This window comes from Bradyrhizobium macuxiense (genome assembly GCF_001542415.1).
Classification (GTDB): Bacteria; Pseudomonadota; Alphaproteobacteria; order Rhizobiales; family Xanthobacteraceae; genus Bradyrhizobium; species Bradyrhizobium macuxiense.
Genome location: NZ_LNCU01000050.1, coordinates 1 through 20772, shown reverse-complemented (window position 1 = coordinate 20772; position 20772 = coordinate 1). Strand labels below are relative to the sequence as shown.

General features: G+C 63.1%; 16 protein-coding genes. 12 read left to right on the top strand and 4 right to left on the bottom strand.

Annotated elements, in window-relative coordinates; translation table 11 throughout:
• Positions 1-512: 512 nt before the first annotated feature.
• Positions 513-1247 carry an SDR family NAD(P)-dependent oxidoreductase gene (locus AS156_RS17600; RefSeq protein ID WP_066506750.1) on the bottom strand — a complete coding sequence of 245 codons (735 nt, stop codon included), beginning with the start codon at positions 1245-1247 and terminating at the stop codon, positions 513-515.
• Positions 1248-1257: 10 nt separating this feature from the next.
• Positions 1258-2298 (bottom strand): LacI family DNA-binding transcriptional regulator, encoded by a 1041-nt coding sequence (locus tag AS156_RS17595; RefSeq protein ID WP_066506748.1) that lies wholly within the window; start codon positions 2296-2298, stop codon positions 1258-1260.
• Between the two features lie 192 nt (positions 2299-2490).
• Here AS156_RS17595 and AS156_RS17590 point away from each other — a divergent pair, with 192 nt between their 5' ends.
• The 8 genes from AS156_RS17590 to dinB all read left to right on the top strand — a co-directional run bounded on the left by AS156_RS17590 (position 2491) and on the right by dinB (position 11374).
• Positions 2491-3792 carry an ABC transporter substrate-binding protein gene (locus AS156_RS17590; RefSeq protein ID WP_066506746.1) on the top strand — a complete coding sequence of 434 codons (1302 nt, stop codon included), beginning with the start codon at positions 2491-2493 and terminating at the stop codon, positions 3790-3792.
• 61 nt (positions 3793-3853) lie between these two features.
• Positions 3854-4741 (top strand): carbohydrate ABC transporter permease, encoded by an 888-nt coding sequence (locus tag AS156_RS17585; protein ID WP_066506744.1) that lies wholly within the window; start codon positions 3854-3856, stop codon positions 4739-4741.
• Positions 4742-4745: 4 nt separating this feature from the next.
• Positions 4746-5573, top strand: coding sequence for a carbohydrate ABC transporter permease (locus tag AS156_RS17580; RefSeq protein ID WP_066506742.1), 828 nt, complete (start codon positions 4746-4748; stop codon positions 5571-5573).
• A gap of 7 nt (positions 5574-5580) precedes the next feature.
• On the top strand, positions 5581-6585 hold the full coding sequence (locus tag AS156_RS17575) for a zinc-dependent alcohol dehydrogenase family protein (protein WP_066506735.1): 1005 nt from the start codon (positions 5581-5583) through the stop codon (positions 6583-6585).
• A 6-nt stretch (positions 6586-6591) separates the two neighbouring features.
• On the top strand, positions 6592-7665 hold the full coding sequence (locus tag AS156_RS17570; RefSeq protein WP_066506729.1) for an ABC transporter ATP-binding protein: 1074 nt from the start codon (positions 6592-6594) through the stop codon (positions 7663-7665).
• Positions 7662-8621, top strand: coding sequence for a sugar kinase (locus AS156_RS17565; protein ID WP_066506727.1), 960 nt, complete (start codon positions 7662-7664; stop codon positions 8619-8621). The genes AS156_RS17570 and AS156_RS17565 overlap by 4 nt, the downstream gene beginning before the upstream one ends.
• Positions 8504-9655 carry a tagatose 1,6-diphosphate aldolase gene (locus tag AS156_RS17560; protein WP_245312896.1) on the top strand — a complete coding sequence of 384 codons (1152 nt, stop codon included), beginning with the start codon at positions 8504-8506 and terminating at the stop codon, positions 9653-9655. Before AS156_RS17565 ends, AS156_RS17560 begins: the two co-directional genes overlap by 118 nt.
• Positions 9656-10126: 471 nt before the next feature.
• Entirely contained in the window at positions 10127-11374 is a 1248-nt protein-coding gene (gene dinB / locus AS156_RS17550; protein ID WP_066506721.1) for a DNA polymerase IV, read from the top strand.
• A gap of 84 nt (positions 11375-11458) precedes the next feature.
• Here the strand turns inward: dinB and AS156_RS17545 are convergent, their stop codons facing one another.
• The gene (locus AS156_RS17545) at positions 11459-12352 is read right to left on the bottom strand and encodes a 3'-5' exonuclease (protein ID WP_066506715.1); all 894 of its coding nucleotides are present in this window, start codon (positions 12350-12352) and stop codon (positions 11459-11461) included.
• A 913-nt stretch (positions 12353-13265) separates the two neighbouring features.
• On the opposite strand from AS156_RS17545, the gene AS156_RS17530 reads away from it, so the two are divergent.
• Together AS156_RS17530 and AS156_RS17525 are read left to right on the top strand one after the other, a co-directional pair.
• Positions 13266-16370 (top strand): DEAD/DEAH box helicase, encoded by a 3105-nt coding sequence (locus AS156_RS17530; protein WP_066506709.1) that lies wholly within the window; start codon positions 13266-13268, stop codon positions 16368-16370.
• 5 nt (positions 16371-16375) lie between these two features.
• Positions 16376-17281, top strand: coding sequence for a ribonuclease Z (locus tag AS156_RS17525; protein WP_066506704.1), 906 nt, complete (start codon positions 16376-16378; stop codon positions 17279-17281).
• A gap of 55 nt (positions 17282-17336) precedes the next feature.
• Here AS156_RS17525 and AS156_RS17520 read toward each other — a convergent pair whose 3' ends face one another.
• Positions 17337-18293, bottom strand: a complete 957-nt coding sequence (locus AS156_RS17520; RefSeq protein ID WP_082747554.1) for an NmrA family NAD(P)-binding protein — start codon at positions 18291-18293, stop codon at positions 17337-17339.
• 101 nt (positions 18294-18394) lie between these two features.
• Here AS156_RS17520 and AS156_RS17515 point away from each other — a divergent pair, with 101 nt between their 5' ends.
• Together AS156_RS17515 and AS156_RS17510 are read left to right on the top strand one after the other, a co-directional pair.
• Positions 18395-19069: a TetR/AcrR family transcriptional regulator gene (locus tag AS156_RS17515; protein WP_201456051.1), complete on the top strand. Its 675-nt coding sequence runs from the start codon at positions 18395-18397 to the stop codon at positions 19067-19069.
• A gap of 57 nt (positions 19070-19126) precedes the next feature.
• The gene (locus AS156_RS17510) at positions 19127-20209 is read left to right on the top strand and encodes a M14 family metallopeptidase (protein WP_160331102.1); all 1083 of its coding nucleotides are present in this window, start codon (positions 19127-19129) and stop codon (positions 20207-20209) included.
• Positions 20210-20772: the final 563 nt, after the last annotated feature.

Sequence of the window (20772 nt, the reverse complement as noted above, 5' to 3'; positions counted from 1 at the left end):
GGGAGACCGGCAGGAGATAGAAGGTGCAAGTCCTTTACGGTGAAGGAGTAGCGATCCACACCGGCCCCGAGTCATGCGCGGGTCGTCGCGAGGCGACGCGTGAAGCGTTGACAGGGGAACGTATAGGCCAGCCATTGAGCGGCGAAATTCCAATCATCCGGAGTGCCGATGCCCTCGTTCCGGCAGAAGGCAACATGGTCGGACACGCGATCGCGAGTGCCCGACCAGCTCCGCGCCGTCTGAGACCCTGGCATGTGCGCACATCTTCTGCGCGGGAACCGGGAGGTCTCCACATTGCCCTGGGCTGCCGCGCCCGGGGCCGCACGGGGAAGGCCGGAGGCCGAAGTCCGTGATGCACGATGCGGAGAAGTCGGACCCACCCAGAGTACCGAGGAAGTCGGCGAACAACGCGGCCTACGCTGCGGCGGGGGCGACGGACCTCGCAGGCACGCATGAGCTGGTTCGCAATGATGCGGGGGCTACGAAGAATATCGCGTCCTCAACCCCATGGCTCATCCAGCGAGAAACCCGCCATCCACGGCAACGACGGTGCCGGTCGCATATTGCGAGGCCGGCATGCAGAGGAAGGCGACCGCGCCGGCAATATCCTCCGGCTGTCCCCAGCGCTTGAAGGCGGTGCGGTCGGCGATACGCTGATAATGCGCCAGGTCGGTGCGGCCGGCGGCGTTGATCGCGGTTTCGATATAGCCGGGCGCAACCGCGTTGACACGGATGCCTTCCTCGGCCCATTTCAAGGCTAGCGCCTTGGTCAGCATCACCACGCCGCCCTTGCTGGCGCAATAGGCCGGAATGCGCGGCAGCGCCAAGGTCGCATTCATCGAGGCGATGTTGACGATCGAACCTTTGGCCTCCGCGAGCAGTGCGTGGAACGCCATGCAGGTGCGGAATGTCCCGGTGAGATTGACGTCGATCACCTTCACAAATGTCTCGATCTCGAATTCCTTGTCGCGCGCGAGAATGCCGGCACAGTTGACCAGCGCGTCGACGCGCTTGTGCGTCCTGGCGAAGGACGACACGGCCGCATCGTCGGTGACATCGAGCGTCACCGGCGTGAGGCCCGCGCGCGGCTTGAGCAGTGTGCGGGCAAGATCGGCTTCGTTGGCGCCGGTTGCAGTGACTGTCGCGCCGAGATCGCAAAACTGGTTGCTGATCGCAGCGCCGATGTCGCCGGCGCCGCCGATCACCACGGCATGAAAGCCGGGCGCGAGAGAAAAATTCGAACTCATGGGGAGGGTCTCACTTCAGGGATTTCGGGGGCGGGGCCGTCGACTCGCGGACCACCAGCGAGAAGTCGATCTCGCGATGCATGATGGTCTGCTCGCCAGCCAGGCTGCGCACCAGATATTCGCCGGCGCGCTGCCAGGTTTCTCCGGTCGGCACGTGGATCGTGGTCAGGCTCGGCCGCAAATGCCGGCTCCAGTCGAGATCGTCGAAGCCGACGACGGAAAGGTCGCGGGGCACGGAGAAGCCGTCGCGCTCCGCCTCGAGCAGCACGCCATAGGCGATGACGTCGTTGCCGCACACCACGGCCGTCGGGCGGTCCTTGAGGTTGAGGAGATAGCGGGCGGCCTCACGCGCGTCGTCCAGCGTATAGGGCACCTCGACATGCCATTGCGGTGGAAGCTCGATACCGCTTTCCGCCAAGGCGCGACGAAATCCCGCGACGCGCGCGCTGGCGCGGTCGTTGTTGCGCTGGAGCGCAGAGACGATCCCGATGCGGCGATGGCCGAGCTCGATGATGTGCGCGGCCGCGCGATGGGCGGCGGCTTCGTTGTCGGTGCCAACGCAAGGGTAGGGCCGGTCAGGCTGGTAGATGCCGACGTTGATGAACGGCACCGAATTGTCCGCGAGCAGCTTTCGCAGTCCGTCATGGTGGCAGTCGCCGCGCAGCACGAGGCCGTCGACACCGCGGCTGATCAGATTGCGTGCCTGCTGCAATTCGACGTCGAGATCATAACCACTCGTGGTGAGGAGCAGCATGTATCCGACCGAGGACAGATACTGCTGCAGCGAGGCGATGCCGCGCGCGAACATCGTGTTGTCGATCGTCGGCACGATCGCGCCGAGGGTGCGCGAACGCCGTGACGACAGGATGCGGGCCGGTGCGTGCGGGATATAGCCGAGCGCGTCGATGGCCTGGTCGATGCGCGCACGTAAGGAGGGGCTCACCGCATCGGGATTGTTGAGGGCGCGCGAGACCGACGCCGTTGAGACGCCGGCCCGGGCCGCCACGGCGCGGATGCCCTGTTTCACAGACTTGGCGTTGGTCAGTCTCATGAATGTAACGTTACATGGTGCAGCGCGAACCGCAAGGTAGCGATAAGATCGCGAATCTGCCGTAGATTGTGCGTCTTGTCCATCGCTTGACACCGCCAATGTGAAGTCTATTTTGTAACCGTTTTCAAAGGGTGTTCAAACCTGTTCAAAACGGTCCGTCAGCTTAAGGCGGCCAGCCGGGAGGAGAGTTCGATGAAGGCCAGGATGTTCGCGACGCACGTCGCGTTGCCCGTTTTCGCGATTGCCGCGATGACTGCGCCGTCGCGCGCCGCCGATTTCGACTGGATGAAGTTCAAGGGCAAGACCATCACTTTCCTCGCCAACAACAACCCGGTCTCGCAAGCGCTCCTGACCTACAAGGCCGATTTCGAGAAGCTGACCGGCATGACCCTGAAGGTCGACGGCTATCAGGAGCAGCAGATGCGCCAGCGTCTGGTCACCGTCATGAATGCGAACAGCGACGAGGTCGACGTGTTCATGACGCTGCCGTCGCGCGAGGGCGAGCAGTTCGCCGCCGCCGGCTGGTACGGCGATCTCACGGGGATGGCCAAGAACGAGGTCGCCAAGGATTATGACCCAGCCGGGCTGAGCCAGGCCTTGCTGAAGGCTGCGACCTTTAACGGCAAGCTGACGAGCATGCCGATGAACATCGAAGGTCCGATCTTCTACTACCGCACCGACATCTTCAAGAAATGCGGCATCGAGGCGCCGAAGACCATCAAGGACGTCGAGACGGCCGCCGGGAAGATCAAGTCCTGTGACAGCGCGGTCACGCCCTTCGTCTCGCGCGGCCTCAAGCCCGCGGTCGCCTACACCTTCAGCAACATGCTGCACAATATCGGCGGCACCTATATTGCGAATGGCAAATCGAGCCTCTGCTCGGCCAAGGGCAAGGAAGCGCTCGACACCTACAGCCGGCTGCTCCGCGATTTCGGACCGCCGGGCGTCGTCAACTACAGCTTCCAGCAGATCTCCGCGCTCTATCGCAGCGGCCGCGCCGCGATGGCGTTTGAATCGTCTAATGAATTGCGCACCGTGATGGAAGGCGGCGCGCGCCTGAAGGATACTGGCCTGTTGCCGTTCCCTGCGGGTGACGCCGGTCAGGTTCCGACTACGATCGGCTGGGGCATGGCGGTGTCCTCACACAGCAAGCAGCCGGATGCGGCCTGGTACTTCGTGCAATGGGCGACGAGCCCTGAAGTGCAGAAGAAGATGGCGCTCCAGGGCATTGCGCCGCCGCGTCCGTCGGTTGCAAAGGATCCCGAGTACCGCAAGTGGATTGACGAGGAGCCGGTTCGCAAGGAATGGCAGGCCGCGCTCGATGTGCTCGCGACGAAGGGCTCCTCCGAGGTCGGCTATCCCATCATCGCCAACCCGGAATCGCGCGAGTTCATCGGTCAAGCCGTGCAGGACCTGATCCTCAAGCAGAAGCCGATCGATCAGGCTTGCGCGGATGCAGACAAGGCGCTCGATGCGCTGATCGCCCAGAAGTAACGGCCTGTTGCCGGCTGGCCTCGCGCCGGCCGGCATCTCCCACGATCGAGGAAACGGACGCATGTCGGACACGACTGCGACATTGACGCAGGACCGGCAAAAGCTGGAGATGTCGGCGCTCTCGGCGCCGGCCGTGATCTTCACGGTCGCGATGATCGCGTTTCCGGTCGTCTATACGATCTGGCTCGGCTTCCAGAATTTCTCCTCGACCGGCAAGCAGTCCTTCGCGGGTCTTGCCAACTACTCGAAGCTCGTGTCCGACTATGAGTTCTGGCATGGGCTCTGGGTCACGATCGCGCTCTATGTGCTGTCGCTGGTGCTCCAGCTCGTCTTCGGCGTTTGGCTGGCGTTGGTGCTGTTCCACGCCAAGCGCCTGCCGGGCATCGTGCGCTCGCTGTTCATCTCCCCCTTCATGATGCCGCCGGTGGTGGCAGGCATGATGTGGCTGGTGATTCTCGATCCCTCGCTAGGGGCGGCCAACTACATCCTGCAGTCGTTCGGCCTGCCGCCGTCGGACTGGCTGGCCTCGCCGACATGGGTGATTCCGACTGTTGCGCTGATCGATAGCTGGCAGTGGACGCCTTATGTTGCCCTGATTGTGCTGGGTGGATTGCAGTCCCTGCCGCCGAGCGTCTACGAGGCGGCGCAGATCGACGGCGCATCCCCGTTCAAGACATTCCAGCGCATCACGCTGCCGCTGTTGCTGCCGACCATCGTCACCGCGGCCATCTTGCGCAGCGTTGATCTCCTGCGCTTCTTCGACATCATCTACATCACGACCCAGGGCGGTCCGGGTAATGCGTCGAACACGCTCAATATCTACGGTTTTCGGGTCGGGTTCGAATTCTTCAACATCGGCTATGCCAGCGCCCTGATGCTGACGCTGACGGCGATCGTGTTCGGCGCCGTGCTCGCCTTCAACCGCTTGCGCGGCGCAGTGGCCTGGTGACCGCATGACAGACGCCGCCACCGCCGACCGCTGGATACGCTGGCTCAACACGATGCAGCTTGTGCTCGCCGGGGTACTCATCATGGCGCCGACGGTCTGGATGGTGCTGTCTTCGTTCAAGCCGTCGTTCGAGGTGACGGCCTATCCGCCGACGCTGATCTTCACACCGACGCTCGACAATTATGTCGAGCTAACCAGGACCACGCCGTTCCTGAGCTATGCACTCAACAGCCTCATCGTCACCGCCGGTTCGACCGCGCTTGGACTGCTGTTTGGTATCCCTGCCGCTTTCGCCGTTTCCTGGACGCGGATTTCGTGGCCGGCGATCCTGACGCTCGCGGCACGGATGGCGCCCGGCACGCTGTTCCTGCTGCCTTGGTATGTCATGTTCCGGCAGGTCGGCATGATCGGCTCTTACACCGCGCTGATCCTCAGCCACGCGGTGATTACGCTGCCGATCGTGATCTGGGTTTTGCTACCGTCCTTCGACGGCATTCCGCGCAGCGTCTTCGAGGCCGCGCAAGTGGACGGATGCAGCGTCACGCGCATCCTCTGGCGCATTGCGCTACCGCTGGTGGCGTCCGGCGTTGCCGTGTCGGCGATCCTCGCCTTCGTCTTCTCTTGGAACTACTTCCTGTTTGCGCTGGTGCTCTCCAATGGCGACACCAAGACGCTGATCGCGGCGGCCTTCAACTTCATCGGCGAAGGCTCGACGCAATGGGGCGCCCTCATGGCCGCGGCGACGCTGATCGCATTGCCGCCGCTGGTGTTGGCGGCTCTGGTTCAGCGCTGGCTGGTGTCGGGACTGACGCTCGGTGCGGTGAAAGGCTAGGTGTCAGATGAACGTATCACCTCGACCGAATTCGATCATGCAGGCCGCCGTCTTCCATGGTGAAGACCGCATCACCATCGAGCGCGTGGCAATGCCCGAGGTCGGCGCCGGCGAGGTGCTCGTGCGCGTCTCGCGCACCGCGCTGTGCGGCTCGGATTTCAAGCTCTGGCACAAGGGCGCCGAGTTCACCGCGGGTCACGAGATTTTCGGTGTCGTCGAGCAGCCCGGTCACCGTCTGCACGGTCGCCGCTGCGCCGTCTACATTCCTTTGCACTGCGACCGCTGCGCGGCCTGCAAGCGCGGCGATACCCAGATGTGCCTGGAAGTCTCGAGCCTGATCGGCTGGAACAGGCCGGGTGGTTATGCCGAATATGTGCCGGTGCCGGAAAACTGCCTGCTGCCGGTGCCCGGCGACATCGAGGACAGCCTCGCGCCGCTGCTGCTCGACACCATCGGCACGTCCGGCCACGCGGTGCGCTTCGTGAGTCGTGTGGTTCCGCCAAGCGAGGCCGGGCCGGTCCTCGTGATGGGCGCGGGACCTGTCGGTCTCGGCGTCGTGCTGGCGCTCCGCGCGCTCGGCTACAACGACATCCATGTCGCCGATCCGAATGCGGAGCGCCTCAAGATCGCGCAATCGTTCAGCGCAAAAGCACATCCCGTCGGCGATACCTCGAAGCGCTTCGCCCTCATCATGGAATGCTCCGGTGCACATGCGGCGCGCAACCTCGGTATCGAGCTGGTCCTGCCGCGCGGCGCACTGGTGTTGGTCGGCGAGAACGCCGCTCCTTGGGTCATCGAGGAAGGCAAGGTGTTCCGCCGCAAGGATTTCTACATGATCCGGACCTTCTATTTCCCGGTCTCGGATTTTGAGCCGAATGTCGAGCTGCTGCGGAAGTACAAGGACGAATATCGCGTACTGGTCGACGGCGAATTCGGCCTGTCGGCCCTCCCTGAGAATTTCGCCCGCTTCGCCAAGGGCGAGCTGATCAAGCCGGTCTTGGCGCTGGATTGAGCGATCATGGCCTCCATCTCGATCCGCAACCTCGTCAAGCGCTACGGCAGTTTCACCGTGATCCCCGATCTTAATCTGGAGATCGCGGACCACGAGTTCGTCGTGTTCGTCGGCCCGTCAGGCTGCGGCAAGTCGACCTTGCTGCGGATCATCGCTGGCCTCGAGCCGATTTCGTCCGGAGACCTCTATATCGGCGACAAGCGGGTCAATGGTGTCCAGGCCGCCCAGCGCGACATTGCGATGGTATTCCAGGACTATGCGCTGTATCCGCACATGCGCGTCTACGACAACATGTCGTTTGCGCTTGAACTGCGGGGCACGCCGAAGGCGGAGATTGACGCTCGGGTGAAGCGCGCCGCAGCCCTGCTGCACATCGAGCCTTATCTGGACCGCAAGCCGAAGGAGCTGTCCGGCGGCCAGCGGCAGCGCGTCGCCATGGGCCGCGCCATCGTGCGCAATCCCAAGGCGTTCCTGTTCGACGAGCCGCTGTCCAACCTCGACGCCAAGCTGCGCGGGCAGGTGCGCGCCGAGATCAAGGCGCTGTCACAGGAGCTGAAGACCACCATGGTCTTCGTGACCCATGACCAGATCGAGGCCATGACCATGGCCGACCGGATCGTGGTGCTCCAGAGCGGCACCATCCAGCAATACGACACGCCAGAGACGGTCTACGAACGTCCCGCCAACCAGTTCGTCGCCGGCTTCATCGGTTCGCCGGCCATGAACTTCTTCCCGGTCGAATGGCGCGACGGGCGTGCGAACCTTTCACAGGGTGCGACAGCGGTGCCGCTGGACGACGCGGCCGCAGGCCGCCTGCGTCAGGCCGGCAATGCAGTGCTCGGCATTCGCCCCGAGCATTTTGCCGTCGCGACCGACGGCGCCGATGGCATCGCCATCGACGTCAGGCTGGTCGAGCCGCTGGGCTCGGATACGCTGATCCACTTCGATCTCGCCGGCGTCTCCGCCATCGCGCGGGTCGACCCGTCGCTGCGGCCGAAGGTCGGCGATCGGCTCGGCCTCATTCCGCAACCGGGCAAGACGCATTTGTTCGATGCCGCCAACGGACAGGTTTTGCGGTGATCGCGTCGGTCAACATCGGCGATCTCTCGGCGCTAGCGGACGTCGCGTCCAAAGCCAAGCCCGTGTACGTGATCTGTCTCGGGCTGTCGGCGCTTGACCAGGTCTGGCGCGTCGATCGGCCGTTCGCGGGCGGAAGCGAGAAGATCAAGGCCGTCGAGTACGGCACGCTCGGCGGCGGCATGGCCGCCAATGCGAGCGTTGCGGTGGCAAAGCTCGGCGCGTCCGTCGCGTTCTGGGGGCGGGCAGGGAATGATGCCGCGGGCCACGAGATGAAATCGGCCTTCGCCGCTGAAGGTGTCGACGTCGAAAACTTTCGGCTGTTTCCCGACGGGCGCTCCTCCGTTTCGGGCGTCATCGTCGACAGTTCCGGCGAACGGCAGATCGTCAATTTCCGCGGCCTCTATCCGGAAGCTGCCGACTGGCTTCCGCTGGAGGTTGTCGCGCGTGCGTCGTCTGTGCTGGCCGATCCGCGTTGGGTCGAAGGTGCCACGACGCTGTTTCGGGAAGCGCGGGCGCGCGGCATCCCGACGGTGCTCGACGGCGACATGGCCGATGCCGACGTGTTCGAGCGACTGCTGCCGCTCACCGACCACGCGATCTTCTCCGAACCTGCGCTTACCGCCTTTGCCGGATCGGCGGCGGACAAATCCCTCGCAGCGCTTGCACGCTTCGGATGCCGCGTCATCGCCGTCACACGCGGTGAGGACGGCGTCAGCTGGTACGAGAATGGCGAGCTGCATCGGCGGGCTGCCTACGCCGTCGATGTCGTCGACACCACCGGCGCGGGCGACGTCTTCCACGGCGCCTATGCGCTGACGATCGGCGCCGGTCTCGATGTGTGCGCCGCCATGGCGTTTTCGGCAGCCGCGGCTGCGATGAAATGCTGCCACGCCGGTGGCCGCAACGGAATCCCCACCATCAACGAGTGTCTCGCATTCATGAGGACGAAGCCATGAGAACGATTGGAAAGAACCGCGGCCTGGCGCGGCTTGCCGACGCGGAGGGCCACTTTCGCATGGTCGCGCTCGATCAGCGGCCGCCACTGTTCGATGCCATTGCGAAGGCGAAGGGCATCACCCCCGATCAGGTCGAATATTCCGACGTTACGGCCGCCAAGCGTCTTCTCGTCGAGAACCTCGCGCCGCATTGCAGCTCGATGCTGTTCGATCCGAATTTTGCGGTGCCCGCCGCGATCGATCTCTTGCCACCGCGCTGTGGTCTGATCATGACCCTGGAAGAGCACCGTGTTGAGGAAACACCGGGGGGGCGCAAGTCGCGTGCGATTACCAACTGGAGCGTGGAGAAGATCCGCGCCATGGGCGGCGACGCGGTCAAGGTGCTCGCATGGTATCGGCCGGATGCTGATGCCGCGGTGAACGAACACCAGAAGCGTTTCGTGCGCGAAATTGGGCAGGACTGCGCCCGGCACGACATCCCCTACGTCCTTGAGTTGCTGGTCTACCCATTCCTCGGCAGCGCCAATCACACCGCCGACTACGTGGAATCGCTGGGCAAGCTGCCGAGCCTCGTCATCGACAGCGTGCGCGAGTTCGCCAAGCCGGAATACGGTGTTGACCTTCTGAAGCTGGAGAGCCCGCTTGCGGCCAACGGTCTGCCTGCGCGCGATGGCAGCGCTGAAGCAAAGGCAGCGCAGAAGGAATTCGATGCGATCGGCGATATTTGCCGTGAACGGAGCATCCCCTGGGTGCTGTTGTCGGGCGGCGCCGCGCCGGACAAATTCGAGCGTGTCCTCGAATTCGCTTGCGCTGCAGGTGCCGGTGGATTCCTTGCCGGTCGCACGATCTGGCTCGATGCCGTCCTGAAGAATTTCCCCGACCGCGAGGCGGTCTCTGTAAGTCTGCGCAAGGACGGCCTTGGTGTGCTCCAGCGGCTCAACGCCCTGACCACCGCCAAGGGCGCGCCGTGGAAACCGCGCTTCCCCGTGTTCAGCGACATCAAGCAGGAGGGCGACTTCGCGCGCGCCTACTAAAGCTACGCCCAGTTCAGTCCGGATCGCGAATTCTGAAGCATGAAGTCTGACAGGTTCGCGGTCTGCCGCATCGTCGCGGAAGATCCATCCTCAGCCCTTGTGGGGGTCGGAGAGCGTGCCCCCAACTCTAGTGGCTTGAAGTTTGTTCTTGTTCTGTTCATAGTGCGGTTTTCCGAGAGGTGCCGCCATGGACGCCGAGAAAGAGAGAGAAATCATCAGATTGTGGAATCGGCTCCGATCGCTCAAACGAGAGCGCCGCCCGATCGCAGCTGTAGTCCGTCAGATCGAGGAAGCCGTGGCCGAGAGGGAGCGCGATGCGGCTTGAGCAGGTCCCTTCGTAGGGGGAGGCGATCGTGCGCCAGCAGCATGCCGGCAGGTCGACGGCCGCGGCGCGAGCCTTGCTTGAGCGCATGTGTGCTAATTGGTGTTGAACGGGGGTCGACCATCTATTGGCACAGGTGGACGATTGGGATGGCAACTGCAGCCACCATCCTTCATGCGGATCTGGACGCCTTTTATGCGTCGGTTGAGCAATTGCTGGACCCCTCGTTGCGAGGCAAGCCCATCGCTGTCGGTGGCGGAGTTGTGCTTGCCGCCTCTTACGAAGCGAAAGCGTTCGGGATCCATGGTGGGATGTCCGGACGACAGGCGCGCGAGCTATGTCCACAACTTACGTTTGTCGGAGGCCATTTTCGGGACTACGAACGGCTGGGTGATGCTGCCATCAAGGTGATCGGCGATTTCACGCCTCTCGTCGAGCGGATTTCGATCGATGAGGCCTTTGCGGACGTAGCGGGTTGCACCCATCTCTTCGGTGCGCCCGCCGAAATCGCAGCAGCGATCCGCCGGCGCGTGCGCAGTGAACTCGGTCTTCCCATCTCGGTGGGCGTTGCGCGTACCAAGCATCTGGCGAAGATCGCTTCGCAGGTGGCGAAGCCCGACGGGCTCGTGGTCGTTGATGCCGATACCGAACTCGAGTTTCTTCACGAATTACCTGTCGAGTTGATGTGGGGTGTGGGGCCGGTCACCAAGGCTCGCCTGGCCGCGAGCGGCGTCTCGACGATCGGGCAACTCGCAAGGCTGCCCGGACGATCGCTCGAGCGATTGCTCGGTCCGGCGGCAGGGGAGAAGCTCGGTGCGTTAGCCTGGAATCGTGATCCGCGGCCACTGAAACCGCACCGGCGGGCCCGATCGGCGGGAGCGCAATCGGCAATCGGGCGGAAGCCTGCAGTCGAGCGGATAATTCGTCCAACCCTGCTTCACCTTGCGGATCGCATCGCGACAAGGCTTCGGGCGAAGTCGAGGCCAGGTCGAACGGTGACAGTGCGTGTCCGCTTCGCTGACCTGCGATCGGTGACGCGCTCGATCACACTCGATATCCCGATTTTCGCGACCCTGATTCTTGCCGACTACGCCGAGCGACTGGTACGCACGATCCTTGCCGATCACCCTCACGAGAGAACCATCTCGCTGCTGGCGATTTCCGTTTCGCACCTTGAGGAACATTGGGACCTTGAGCTGGAGCTCCCGTTTGGGCTCGAAGGTGAAGCGCGGCGTCCCGGGAGCAGGTTGGGCATGGCGCGTTGGGCTGCCGATTGCGCCATCGACAAGATCCGCGATCGCTTCGGACGGGAGGCGATTGGATACGGCTCGGCGGCATTGGGTTTGTCTCGCTCGGTGCCAGACGAGTTGCGCAACATTGCCGAAAAGGAGCTGTAACCGGCGCGGGTCATCGTTCACGAACGGGACACCCAGGTGTGCTCGCGCGCGCGACGCGCCAAACGGGTGGGGCTGATTGCTGTCTCAAGCTCTGACCGAGAAGCGGTCGAAAGCAGTCAGGACTTCAATTTGCGGTTCGAACTCACGCTGATAAATCGTCTTCTGCAGAAATTCGACTTCCGTGACCTGGGTGTTTTCGTCGACGTCGATATACCAGGATCGCGGCCGGCCGTCGGCGCCGTCGCTCCAGCGATATCCGCGACGCTTGAGCTCGTCCTTCAGCTCGAAGGGCGACTGCTCGGCCCAGATCCTGATCGTCTTGCGCCGGGCTCGCTCGAGCAAGACCGACAGGACCGTGCGATCGAGCTGGGGCAGGCGAAGCGCCAGGATCTCGAGCAGAGCCAGGCAGTCGTCGACGGCCCGATGTGCCTCATGAAACAGGCCGGCTTTCATCAGGAGATATGCCAGGCGCGATCCCTCAAAACCATGACTACGCCAGTCGACCTCGCTGACCGAACAGGCCCATGCCTTGTGCGTGAACAACGGCACGTAGCGCTCCATGAACCTACGATCGAAAGCGGCATTGTGGGCGATAATCACAACCGCATCGGAGGCAAACTGGCCGACATGATCCTGATCGAGCCGGTGCCCGCTGACCATCTCATCGGTGATGCCGGTCAGGCCCGTGATCTCGGCAGGAATCGCCGTCGACGGCTGATTGAAGCAGCTGAAGCTGTCGATGACCCGGGCGATCCGGCCGTCCGGGAGATAGGTGAACTTGACCATGCCGAGTTCGATGATCTCGTCACGGGCCGGATCGAGACCGGTGGTCTCGACGTCAAGCAGAAGCGCAGTCTTGGCCGCCTCGTCGTTGCCCGGTATGAATTCGGAGCGCGGAACCAGGCGGCGCAGCACCCGATAGTCGGGAGACTGCTCCAGGGTGGCAGCGATGTCGGTCAGGGTTGGATGAGCGGTCATATCTAAAGCTGACGATGGATCCTGTCGCTTGAAGCAGCGCGACAGTCTAGCCGATCCGACCGGGCAGCGTACCGCAGCCTGTGGATAGATATCTGACGTGGCGGTCGGCTCGGGTGGCGTGGATAAGCGCACCTTGAGTCCCGGATCACGCAAAGTCCACGCGGCGGAAGGTTGAGGGCCCAGCGATCGGTCCGTCAAAGTGGTACGCCCTCGGAAGCGGGACGGCCTCGTGAACCGTGCCGCTTCGCGTCCCGGCCATCCGGCTTCGATTCCCCGCGCCGCGAGATGGCTCCCAGATCACATTGTTCGGAAAATCGGAAGTGTGACTCGACCCGGGACCCAACTCACCCTTATAATGGCGGTCCGATCCAATAGGGTTTGGCGATGTCGGATGAGCATGTGAGGTCTTCAGACCTCGTTGAGATCGCGCGCAGAAGCGGCGACTTTCGGAAGCATTATGGCGTCGTGCTTGGAGCAATCCTGTACATGGTCTCCATCAATGCCGCGCGATCTAGATCGATCTGGTGGAGTGGTTTGACGACGGCCTTGATCGGCGCGGTCATTCTGTGGCTCAAGGCGAGATGGAATATCGGTTAGCCAAAAGCAGCACGTGCGGACGATTGACGAGCAATGCGGGGGCTCTCCCCGCAAAGCCGCCCGAACATCAACGATCAAGGCGCGTTCGGGCGGAACCGATCGGGGCGTGCGTCAGCGCGCAAGATCGCGTAAGAACGCACCCTTGGTTTGCCGCAGCAGGACAGGCTCAAGTGACGGCTCGCGATCAGCACCATGATCGCGACACAACGACGGATTCAGCGTGGGACACTCGAAAAAGGCGCGCGCAGGCAGCCGCGCGACGAAAAATGGCAGAGGGGCGTCGCAAATCGCGGTCTCCTCTTCATCGCCTCTCGGCATGCTGGCTCTCCACCTTCTTGCGCAATTGAGAAAGTCAGAGCGCGCCGGTGTCGTCTTCCTCGCCGAAAACGAGAACAGGGCGGAGCGGCTCGGTGGGGTCATTCACGCGCTCGACCCTTCGTGCGATGTATTGGTGTTTCCGAGGTTGAACACGCTACCGTTCGACCAATTGGAGCCGTCCCGAGAGATTGCGGGCCGGCGAAGCTCGGTTCTGCGGCGACTTGCCAAGGCGCGAAAACCTGTCCTGCTGGTGTCAACGGCCGAGGCTATCATGGAGCGCCTGCCGCTGCCGTCAGCCTGGACGCGCCTCAGCATCAGCCTGAAGGTCGGAGCAACCTATTCCGAGCGCGATCTGAAAATGCGCCTGGAGGCTCTCAGATACGCTGTCGACGAAGAGGCGGACTATCCAGGTGGTGTTCTGTTCCATGGAAGCACGTTCGAGGTGTTTCCGGCGGGTGGCCTTGGTCCGTTCAGGATAGAGCATTCCAAAGGTTCAATTCGCCGGATAGCAGCGGTCGACCCGGTCGAACACGATGTCATATACGAGACCAATGAGCTGGCAATTGACCCGATGTCGGAGCGGCTCGCGTTCGCAGGCAAGCGTGCGCGGCGGGCGCCCCTCATCGACTATTGCGAGCGCGCCAAGTGGATCGTAGATGCCGGAGTTTCAGCACACGCCGACAGCTGGCTCGGCACCATCGAGGAAGCATCCGGTCGCAAGGAGGCGGAGCGCGAATATCTCGGGCGAAACGACTGGAAACGACTGACGAGACGCATGAGCGCGCTGCCTGAAGAGGCGCCTTTCAAGCCGACGCCGGATTTTTCCAAGCTTCCATCACCAAGGAAGGCTCTCCGCGCATTTGTTGACGATACGCGGCGCGGCGGATCGCGACTACTTTTTGTCGCTGCGATGGAGGAAGATTTGCGCGCGATGGAGCGGATCGGCCGAGTCAGGGCGGAGCGCTTTGCCGATTGGAGCAAGGCGGCCGCGGGCCGGGGCGGTGAAGCGGCTCTCTTGGCTGACTTCGACACAGGTTTCGTCGGAGCAGGCAAAAAGCCTCTCATCGTGGTGACGGCGGCCGACGTCCTCGGCAGCAGGGCGCATCATCCGCAGCCCATGGCCAGAGCCTGGAATGCCGCGTTCGAGCATCCGGAAGTGCCGGAGCGGGGGGCGGTGGTCGTACATCTGCAGCGAGGGCTCGCCTTGCTCGACGGATTGCAGATTGTGGGAACGGGAGACGGATCATCGCGCGACATGATCAAGCTCGTGTACGCGGCAGATAATGCGGTCCTCGTTCCTCCCGCAGACCTCGCCCAGGTCTGGCCCTATGCGGCGGAGCTCGGCAGGCTTTCGCTCGACAAGGCGGATGGCAGTACGTGGTGGGCTCGACGCACCGAGGCCGAGCAGGAGATTCAGCTCGCCGCCAAGGAGCTCGCCAAGCACATCAGGCAGCGACGCCGCCGGCGCGCGCCCAAACTGGTGCCGCCTGGCCCTCTCTACGAGAAGTTTGTCGCGCGGTTTCCTTACTTCACGACGATCGACCAGGCCAAGGCCATTCGGGACGTGCTGGATGATCTCGCATCCGGTCATCCCATGGACCGCGTCATCTGCGGCGACGTCGGATTTGGCAAGACCGAGGTGGCGTTGCGCGCGGCGGCCGCCGTGGCGCTGTCAGGCAAGCAAGTCGCGGTCGTGGCGCCGACGACAGTGTTGGCGCGGCAGCATCTTGCGACCTTCCGCAAACGCTTCGACCCGTTCGATGTCGAAGTGGGAGGATTGTCGCGCGCTGCATCGGCGTCCGAAACGCGGGATACGAAGGAGAGGCTCAAGAACGGCAAATTGAAGGTCGTGATCGGCACCCAGGCGCTGGCTTCGAAGGAGGTGAAGTTTCGCGACCTCGGTCTGGTCATCATCGACGAGGAGCAGCATTTCGGAGCGGCGGAGAAGACGAAGCTCGCAGAACTGTCCAAGGGAGGCCACACGCTGTTCATGAGCGCAACGCCGATCCCGCGCACTCTCGCAGCCGGCCTCGCGGGCTTCAGGGATCTCAGCGTCATTGCCACCCCACCGGCCCATCGGCTGCCGGTCATGACCAGAGTAGCTCCGCTTTCCGATGCGGCCATTGCCGCGGCTCTGCTGCGCGAACGCAGCCGCCACGGCCAAAGCTTCCTGATCTGTCCACGCATCCAGGATCTCGACCCGATCCTGGCGCGGGTACAGGCGGTGGCTCCCGACCTTCGTATCGCCTGCCTCCATGGCAGGTTGCCTGCCGGCGAGATTGATGACCGGATGATGAGTTTCGTCGATGGCGAGACCGACGTTTTGTTGGCAACCAACATCGTGGAGAGCGGTCTCGATATTCCTCGCGCGAATACTATTGTGGTCTGCTGGCCTGAAAGGTTCGGCCTTGCGCAGCTCCACCAACTCCGGGGACGGGTGGGGCGAGGCGGGACGCGCGCGTTTGCATATCTGCTGACCGAGTCCGGCTCGGAGCAATCCGGAAAGCGTCTGGCGGTTCTGGAGGAATTCACGAGACCGGGCGCCGGCTTTGCCATCAGCGAGCGCGACCTCGACCTCAGGGGCGCCGGCGACCTGTTTTCGGAACGGCAGTCGGGACATGTGCAGGTGCTCGGACCGGTGCTCTACAGTCACCTTCTGAAGGTGGCCTCGGAGAAAGCTGACGACGGCGCCGCCGATCTTTGGGTGCCTGATCTGAACCTGCCGCTGGCCGACACCTTGCCCACAAGCTATGTGCAATCGGAGGCGCTACGGCTCGAAATCTATGGCCGCGTCGCCAGGTGTCGCAACGAAGATGACCTCGATGACCTGGAGGAGGAAACCGCTCGTCGTTTCGGGACCTTGCCGCCGCCCGCCCATGCGTTCTTTGCCGCAGCAAGGCTCAGGATGGAGTGCAAGCGAAGGGGCATCATCAGGCTCGATGTCGGGCCGGAGGCCATTGCGGCGAGTTTCCTGCCTGGGCGACTGCGGAAGTCCAGGGCACGGTCGCTGCAACGCGATGGCGACCGGGTCGTCTGGGTCTGTAAGGCGCATGCGGACCTGTTCGATCGGATGGAAGAGTTCCTGGATCTTCTGGACGAGTGAACCGGATGTTCGCCCTCACATTCCGCGGGACGTCGGCAAGCGTTCCTTCCGCAGATCGTAACCATCCGGGCCTTCTGGTGGAGGTGGGCGGCCAGAGGCTCCTCGTCGATTGCGGCGAGGGCACACAGCGGCAATTGCTTCGCAGTGCCGCCGGCTTTCGTCGGCTCGACCGCATCCTGCTGACACATGGTCATCTCGACCATGTGCTCGGAATCCCTGGCCTCCTGTCCACCCTGCGATTGCGGCAAGGCACCGGTGTGACGACGATCCACGGCGGCCCGGAGACGCTCGATGTCGTCGTCCGGATGCTCGCGGGCTTCTGGGGCGAAGGAAGAGCGCCGCTACCCCCGGAGCTCATTCCATTGACGGAAGGTCCGGTCGTCGACGCCGGGGACTGCACGATCAGCTGTTTTCCGGTTCGCCATCGCGATACGGATAGCTTCGGCTTCACATTCGAAATTCCCGCTCGCCGTCACCTTCAGCCGGACCGCCTCTCGGCCCTCGGTGTGCCGGATGGTCCGGTGCGAAAGGAGCTCGCGGAAGGACGACCGGTCACGCTTGCGGACGGCAGAACCATTGATCCGGAGGATGTGTGCGGGCCGCTGTCCGGAGGGAAGAAGCTTGTCGTCATCGGCGACGCCGAGGCAACCGATGACTTGACGAATTATGTCCTTGAGGCTGACGCGCTGGTAGTCGAAGCGACGTTTCTGGATCGCGATGCGTCGATTGCGCGAGACTACGGCCATCTCACAGCGCGGGAGGCGGCATCGCTCGCAGCCGCGAGCAACGTCAGGCAGCTCGTGCTCACCCACATCTCGGGTCGCTACTCGGACGAAGAGATTCTCGCCGAAGCGGTGAATGTGTTCCCGAACAGTCGAATTGCCGCCGACTTCGATCGGATCGTGATCTGATCGGTTGCTGACGATAACGACGAGCGGGCGTTAGAGGCCATTTGCGTGCTGGGGGCTAAAGTGTAGTCCGAACTCCACCAGAGAGTCCTTGGACTGAGGGCGCGTTCGCTCCCAAAGCGGCACGCTCTTCGCGTACGAATGCCTCGAATGTCTTGGGCTTGGCACCGCCAAGGTACTCGATCGTATCCGTAACCTGGAATTCAATAACAGACGGACGCAGACCGGCGGTGCGGAAGAACCGCCATAGCTGGGACAGATGCTCGACAGCGTGCTGATTGCTGCCACGGGCAAGCGCCTCCCGACGCCATTCCTCGTCAGTGATGTCTTCATAGCGAAGGTCACGTTCGAGCACCCGACCAAAGGTCGCGATGATATCGCCCAATGCGAGGACTGCCCCGATCACTGGATAGCTAGAGGGCGAAGGCAGTGAGGGCTTGGTCAGCAGGCCGACGCCAACACGCGCCACGTCTTCAGCAGAAACCAGCGGGATGACGGTGCTCTCGTCGCCCCAGGGCAGCCGGATCGGCCCGTTGACCGAAAGGTTCGAACGCACCAGCGCGCGTAGGTTTTCATAAAATACGGTCGCCCTGAGGTGAGCCACTTCGATCCCGGCCCACTCGAACACCTGCTCCGACAAATAGTTCTGTCGCATGCGGGGCGTCGGCGCATCGAGTGAAGAACGCAGCATCACGAGATTGACCAGGCGTGTGATGCCGGCCTCGCGCGCGGCCAACGCCATGATCGCGGTGGCGTCGAGCAGGCCGTCCTTGACCGGGTAGGCAAAGTAGATCGCCGAGACGCCGTCCACCGCACGTCTCACTGAGGCAGCGTCGAGAAAATCGCCCTCCACGATCTCGGCGCCGAGCCCGCGCAGGCGGTCGGAACGTTCGTCGAGCTTATGGACGAAAGCGCGGATCGGCACGCCGCGTGCCAAGAGCATCTCTGACACATGCCGACCGGTTTGTCCCTGCCGACCGCCGGATGCTCCGGTAACAAGAACCAACTCTGACATGATGCACCTCCGTGATGATTAAAAGGCCTTGACTCGGTACCATCTAGTACCATACATCTGAGCAATATGGTACTCGCTGGTACCTGGGTCAAGAAAAGATGATGAAAGCGAGATTGACGTCGAAGTCGCGTCGCGAAGAGACGGAGGAGACCCCGGCCCGCGGGCGCATCCTGGAGGCCGCGTTCTCTGCCTTCACGGAGTCCGGCTATGCCAGGACGAGCACGCTCGAGATCGCAACGCGCGCACGGGTCTCGAAGCGAGAGCTTTATGCATTGGTGGGCAACAAGGACGAATTGCTTGGCGCATGCATTCGCGCGCGCGCCAAGCGGTTACAGGTGCCCGCCGATCTGCCCGCGCCGCACGACCGGGAAACCCTGAGACAGACGCTCACCTTGCTCGGAACGCAGCTCCTGCGCGAGATAAGCGCCCCCGCCGTGATCGGCGTCTTTCGCCTGGCGATCGCGGAGGCGGTGCGTGAACCCCAGGTCGCACAAACTCTGGACTCGATAGGACGCGAGACCAGTCGTGCCGCCTTGCGGGGAATCATGGATCAGGCTCGGTCGGCGGGACTTCTCGACGGCGAGGCCAGTGAAATGGCCGAGCAATTTTTTGGGCTGCTGTGGGGCAACCTGATGGTCGGCCTGCTGCTCGGCGTCGCCGAGCGGCCGTCCCCTCAAGAGATTGCACGCCGCGCTCGTGACGCCACGGGCGCGTTTCTCCGACTCCACCTCGAGGTGCATGACGCTGCGCAATCTCACGATCGGGGAATGCAGTGAGGCATCTCGCAGCCAGTGTGGTGTCAAGCGTCAATGAGAAACCTAGGCGACTCAACCATGGAAAGCTTCAGCGCCGATTACAGCCAGGCCCGGATGAAATTCGTCGAAGCGGCGAAGGCTCAAGACGGGTATGTACAGCGCATCGGCCACCCTGCACGCGGGCCGGACGGCGCCGAGCTTTCGATGGATATCGCCTGGTTTGGCGATCGGTCGGCGAGCAAGGTGCTCGTGACCTTTTCAGGCGTTCACGGCGTTGAGGCCTTTTTTGGTTCTGGCGTCCAGATCGAATGGATGCGCCGCGGCGAGAACCGCAGGCTGCCGCAGGACGCCGCAGCGCTGTTGGTGCACGCGGTCAACCCCTATGGCTTCGCGTGGCTGCGGCGAGCGAACGAAAACAACGTCGACCTCAATCGCAACTGGATCGATTTTGATGGTCCCTTGCCGGTCAACGCGCAATACGAAGAGATCGCGCAAGATCTGTGTCCATCCGATTGGTCGCCCGAAGCGCAGGCGGGGGCCGGCGTCCGCCTTTCAAGGTGGCGGCAGCGCAATGGCGACCGCGCCCTCATGCAGGCAGTCATGGGCGGACAATGGTGTCACCCTGACGGCCTCTCCTACGGTGGAGCCGCACCGAGCTGGTCCCGCAAGGTTCTGACCGACGTCCTGAAGTCTCATCTCGCCGGTGCGGCCCACGTCGCGATCGTTGACTTCCATACCGGACTCGGTCCGCACGGTTACGCTGAGCCCATCATCCACCGGCGGCGCGACGATCCTGGCTTTGTCCGAACGAGATCGTGGATTGGCGCGGCGGCGACATCCATCTATGGCGGCGGCTCAGTTTCCGCGGAGATTTCCGGCGATGCACTGAGCGCCATTCAAGCCTTGTTTCCCAAGACCGTCGTTGATGCGGTCGCACTCGAATGCGGCGTACAAGCCCCAGACAAAGTCGGCGCCGCGCTTCGCGCGGATAATTGGCTCCATGCGCATGGCGATCCGACCGCGCCAGAAGCCGCTGGCGTCAAGAAGCTAATCCGCGAGGCCTTTCACAGCGACTCGCTGGACTGGCAGGGCATGGCGCTCGGCCAGGGGCTCGCCGCATGCCGAGCCGCGCTGGGGGGCTTATCTTTGCCACTGGATTGAAAGCGCGCGGTCAAGACTGAAGCGCTTGTGGGCGCGAGAAATGTCGGCTTGGAACGGACAATAGAATCGGGAGGATCGCAATGAGATCATCTGGCATACATCTCTTCCCAATGATGGATTGGAGCGGTGCGCCGGGAGACCGGCAGGAGATAGAAGGTGCAAGTCCTTTACGGTGAAGGAGTAGCGATCCACACCGGCCCCGAGTCATGCGCGGGTCGTCGCGAGGCGACGCGTGAAGCGTTGACAGGGGAACGTATAGGCCAGCCATTGAGCGGCGAAATTCCAATCATCCGGAGTGCCGATGCCCTCGTTCCGGCAGAAGGCAACATGGTCGGACACGCGATCGCGAGTGCCCGACCAGCTCCGCGCCGTCTGAGACCCTGGCATGTGCGCACATCTTCTGCGCGGGAACCGGGAGGTCTCCACATTGCCCTGGGCTGCCGCGCCCGGGGCCGCACGGGGAAGGCCGGAGGCCGAAGTCCGTGATGCACGATGCGGAGAAGTCGGACCCACCCAGAGTACCGAGGAAGTCGGCGAACAACGCGGCCTACGCTGCGGCGGGG

What these genes read in the sequence shown, in the direction of transcription:
- AS156_RS17600 (WP_066506750.1), bottom strand. Translation starts at nt 1,247, where the DNA reads ATGAGTTCGAATTTTTCTCTCGCGCCCGGCTTTCATGCCGTGGTGATC.
- AS156_RS17595 (WP_066506748.1), bottom strand. Translation starts at nt 2,298, where the DNA reads ATGAGACTGACCAACGCCAAGTCTGTGAAACAGGGCATCCGCGCCGTG.
- AS156_RS17590 (WP_066506746.1), top strand. Translation starts at nt 2,491, where the DNA reads ATGAAGGCCAGGATGTTCGCGACGCACGTCGCGTTGCCCGTTTTCGCG.
- AS156_RS17585 (WP_066506744.1), top strand. Translation starts at nt 3,854, where the DNA reads ATGTCGGACACGACTGCGACATTGACGCAGGACCGGCAAAAGCTGGAG.
- AS156_RS17580 (WP_066506742.1), top strand. Translation starts at nt 4,746, where the DNA reads ATGACAGACGCCGCCACCGCCGACCGCTGGATACGCTGGCTCAACACG.
- AS156_RS17575 (WP_066506735.1), top strand. Translation starts at nt 5,581, where the DNA reads ATGAACGTATCACCTCGACCGAATTCGATCATGCAGGCCGCCGTCTTC.
- AS156_RS17570 (WP_066506729.1), top strand. Translation starts at nt 6,592, where the DNA reads ATGGCCTCCATCTCGATCCGCAACCTCGTCAAGCGCTACGGCAGTTTC.
- dinB (WP_066506721.1), top strand. Translation starts at nt 10,127, where the DNA reads ATGGCAACTGCAGCCACCATCCTTCATGCGGATCTGGACGCCTTTTAT.
- AS156_RS17545 (WP_066506715.1), bottom strand. Translation starts at nt 12,352, where the DNA reads ATGACCGCTCATCCAACCCTGACCGACATCGCTGCCACCCTGGAGCAG.
- AS156_RS17530 (WP_066506709.1), top strand. Translation starts at nt 13,266, where the DNA reads ATGCTGGCTCTCCACCTTCTTGCGCAATTGAGAAAGTCAGAGCGCGCC.
- AS156_RS17525 (WP_066506704.1), top strand. Translation starts at nt 16,376, where the DNA reads ATGTTCGCCCTCACATTCCGCGGGACGTCGGCAAGCGTTCCTTCCGCA.
- AS156_RS17520 (WP_082747554.1), bottom strand. Translation starts at nt 18,293, where the DNA reads ATGTCAGAGTTGGTTCTTGTTACCGGAGCATCCGGCGGTCGGCAGGGA.
- AS156_RS17515 (WP_201456051.1), top strand. Translation starts at nt 18,395, where the DNA reads ATGAAAGCGAGATTGACGTCGAAGTCGCGTCGCGAAGAGACGGAGGAG.
- AS156_RS17510 (WP_160331102.1), top strand. Translation starts at nt 19,127, where the DNA reads ATGGAAAGCTTCAGCGCCGATTACAGCCAGGCCCGGATGAAATTCGTC.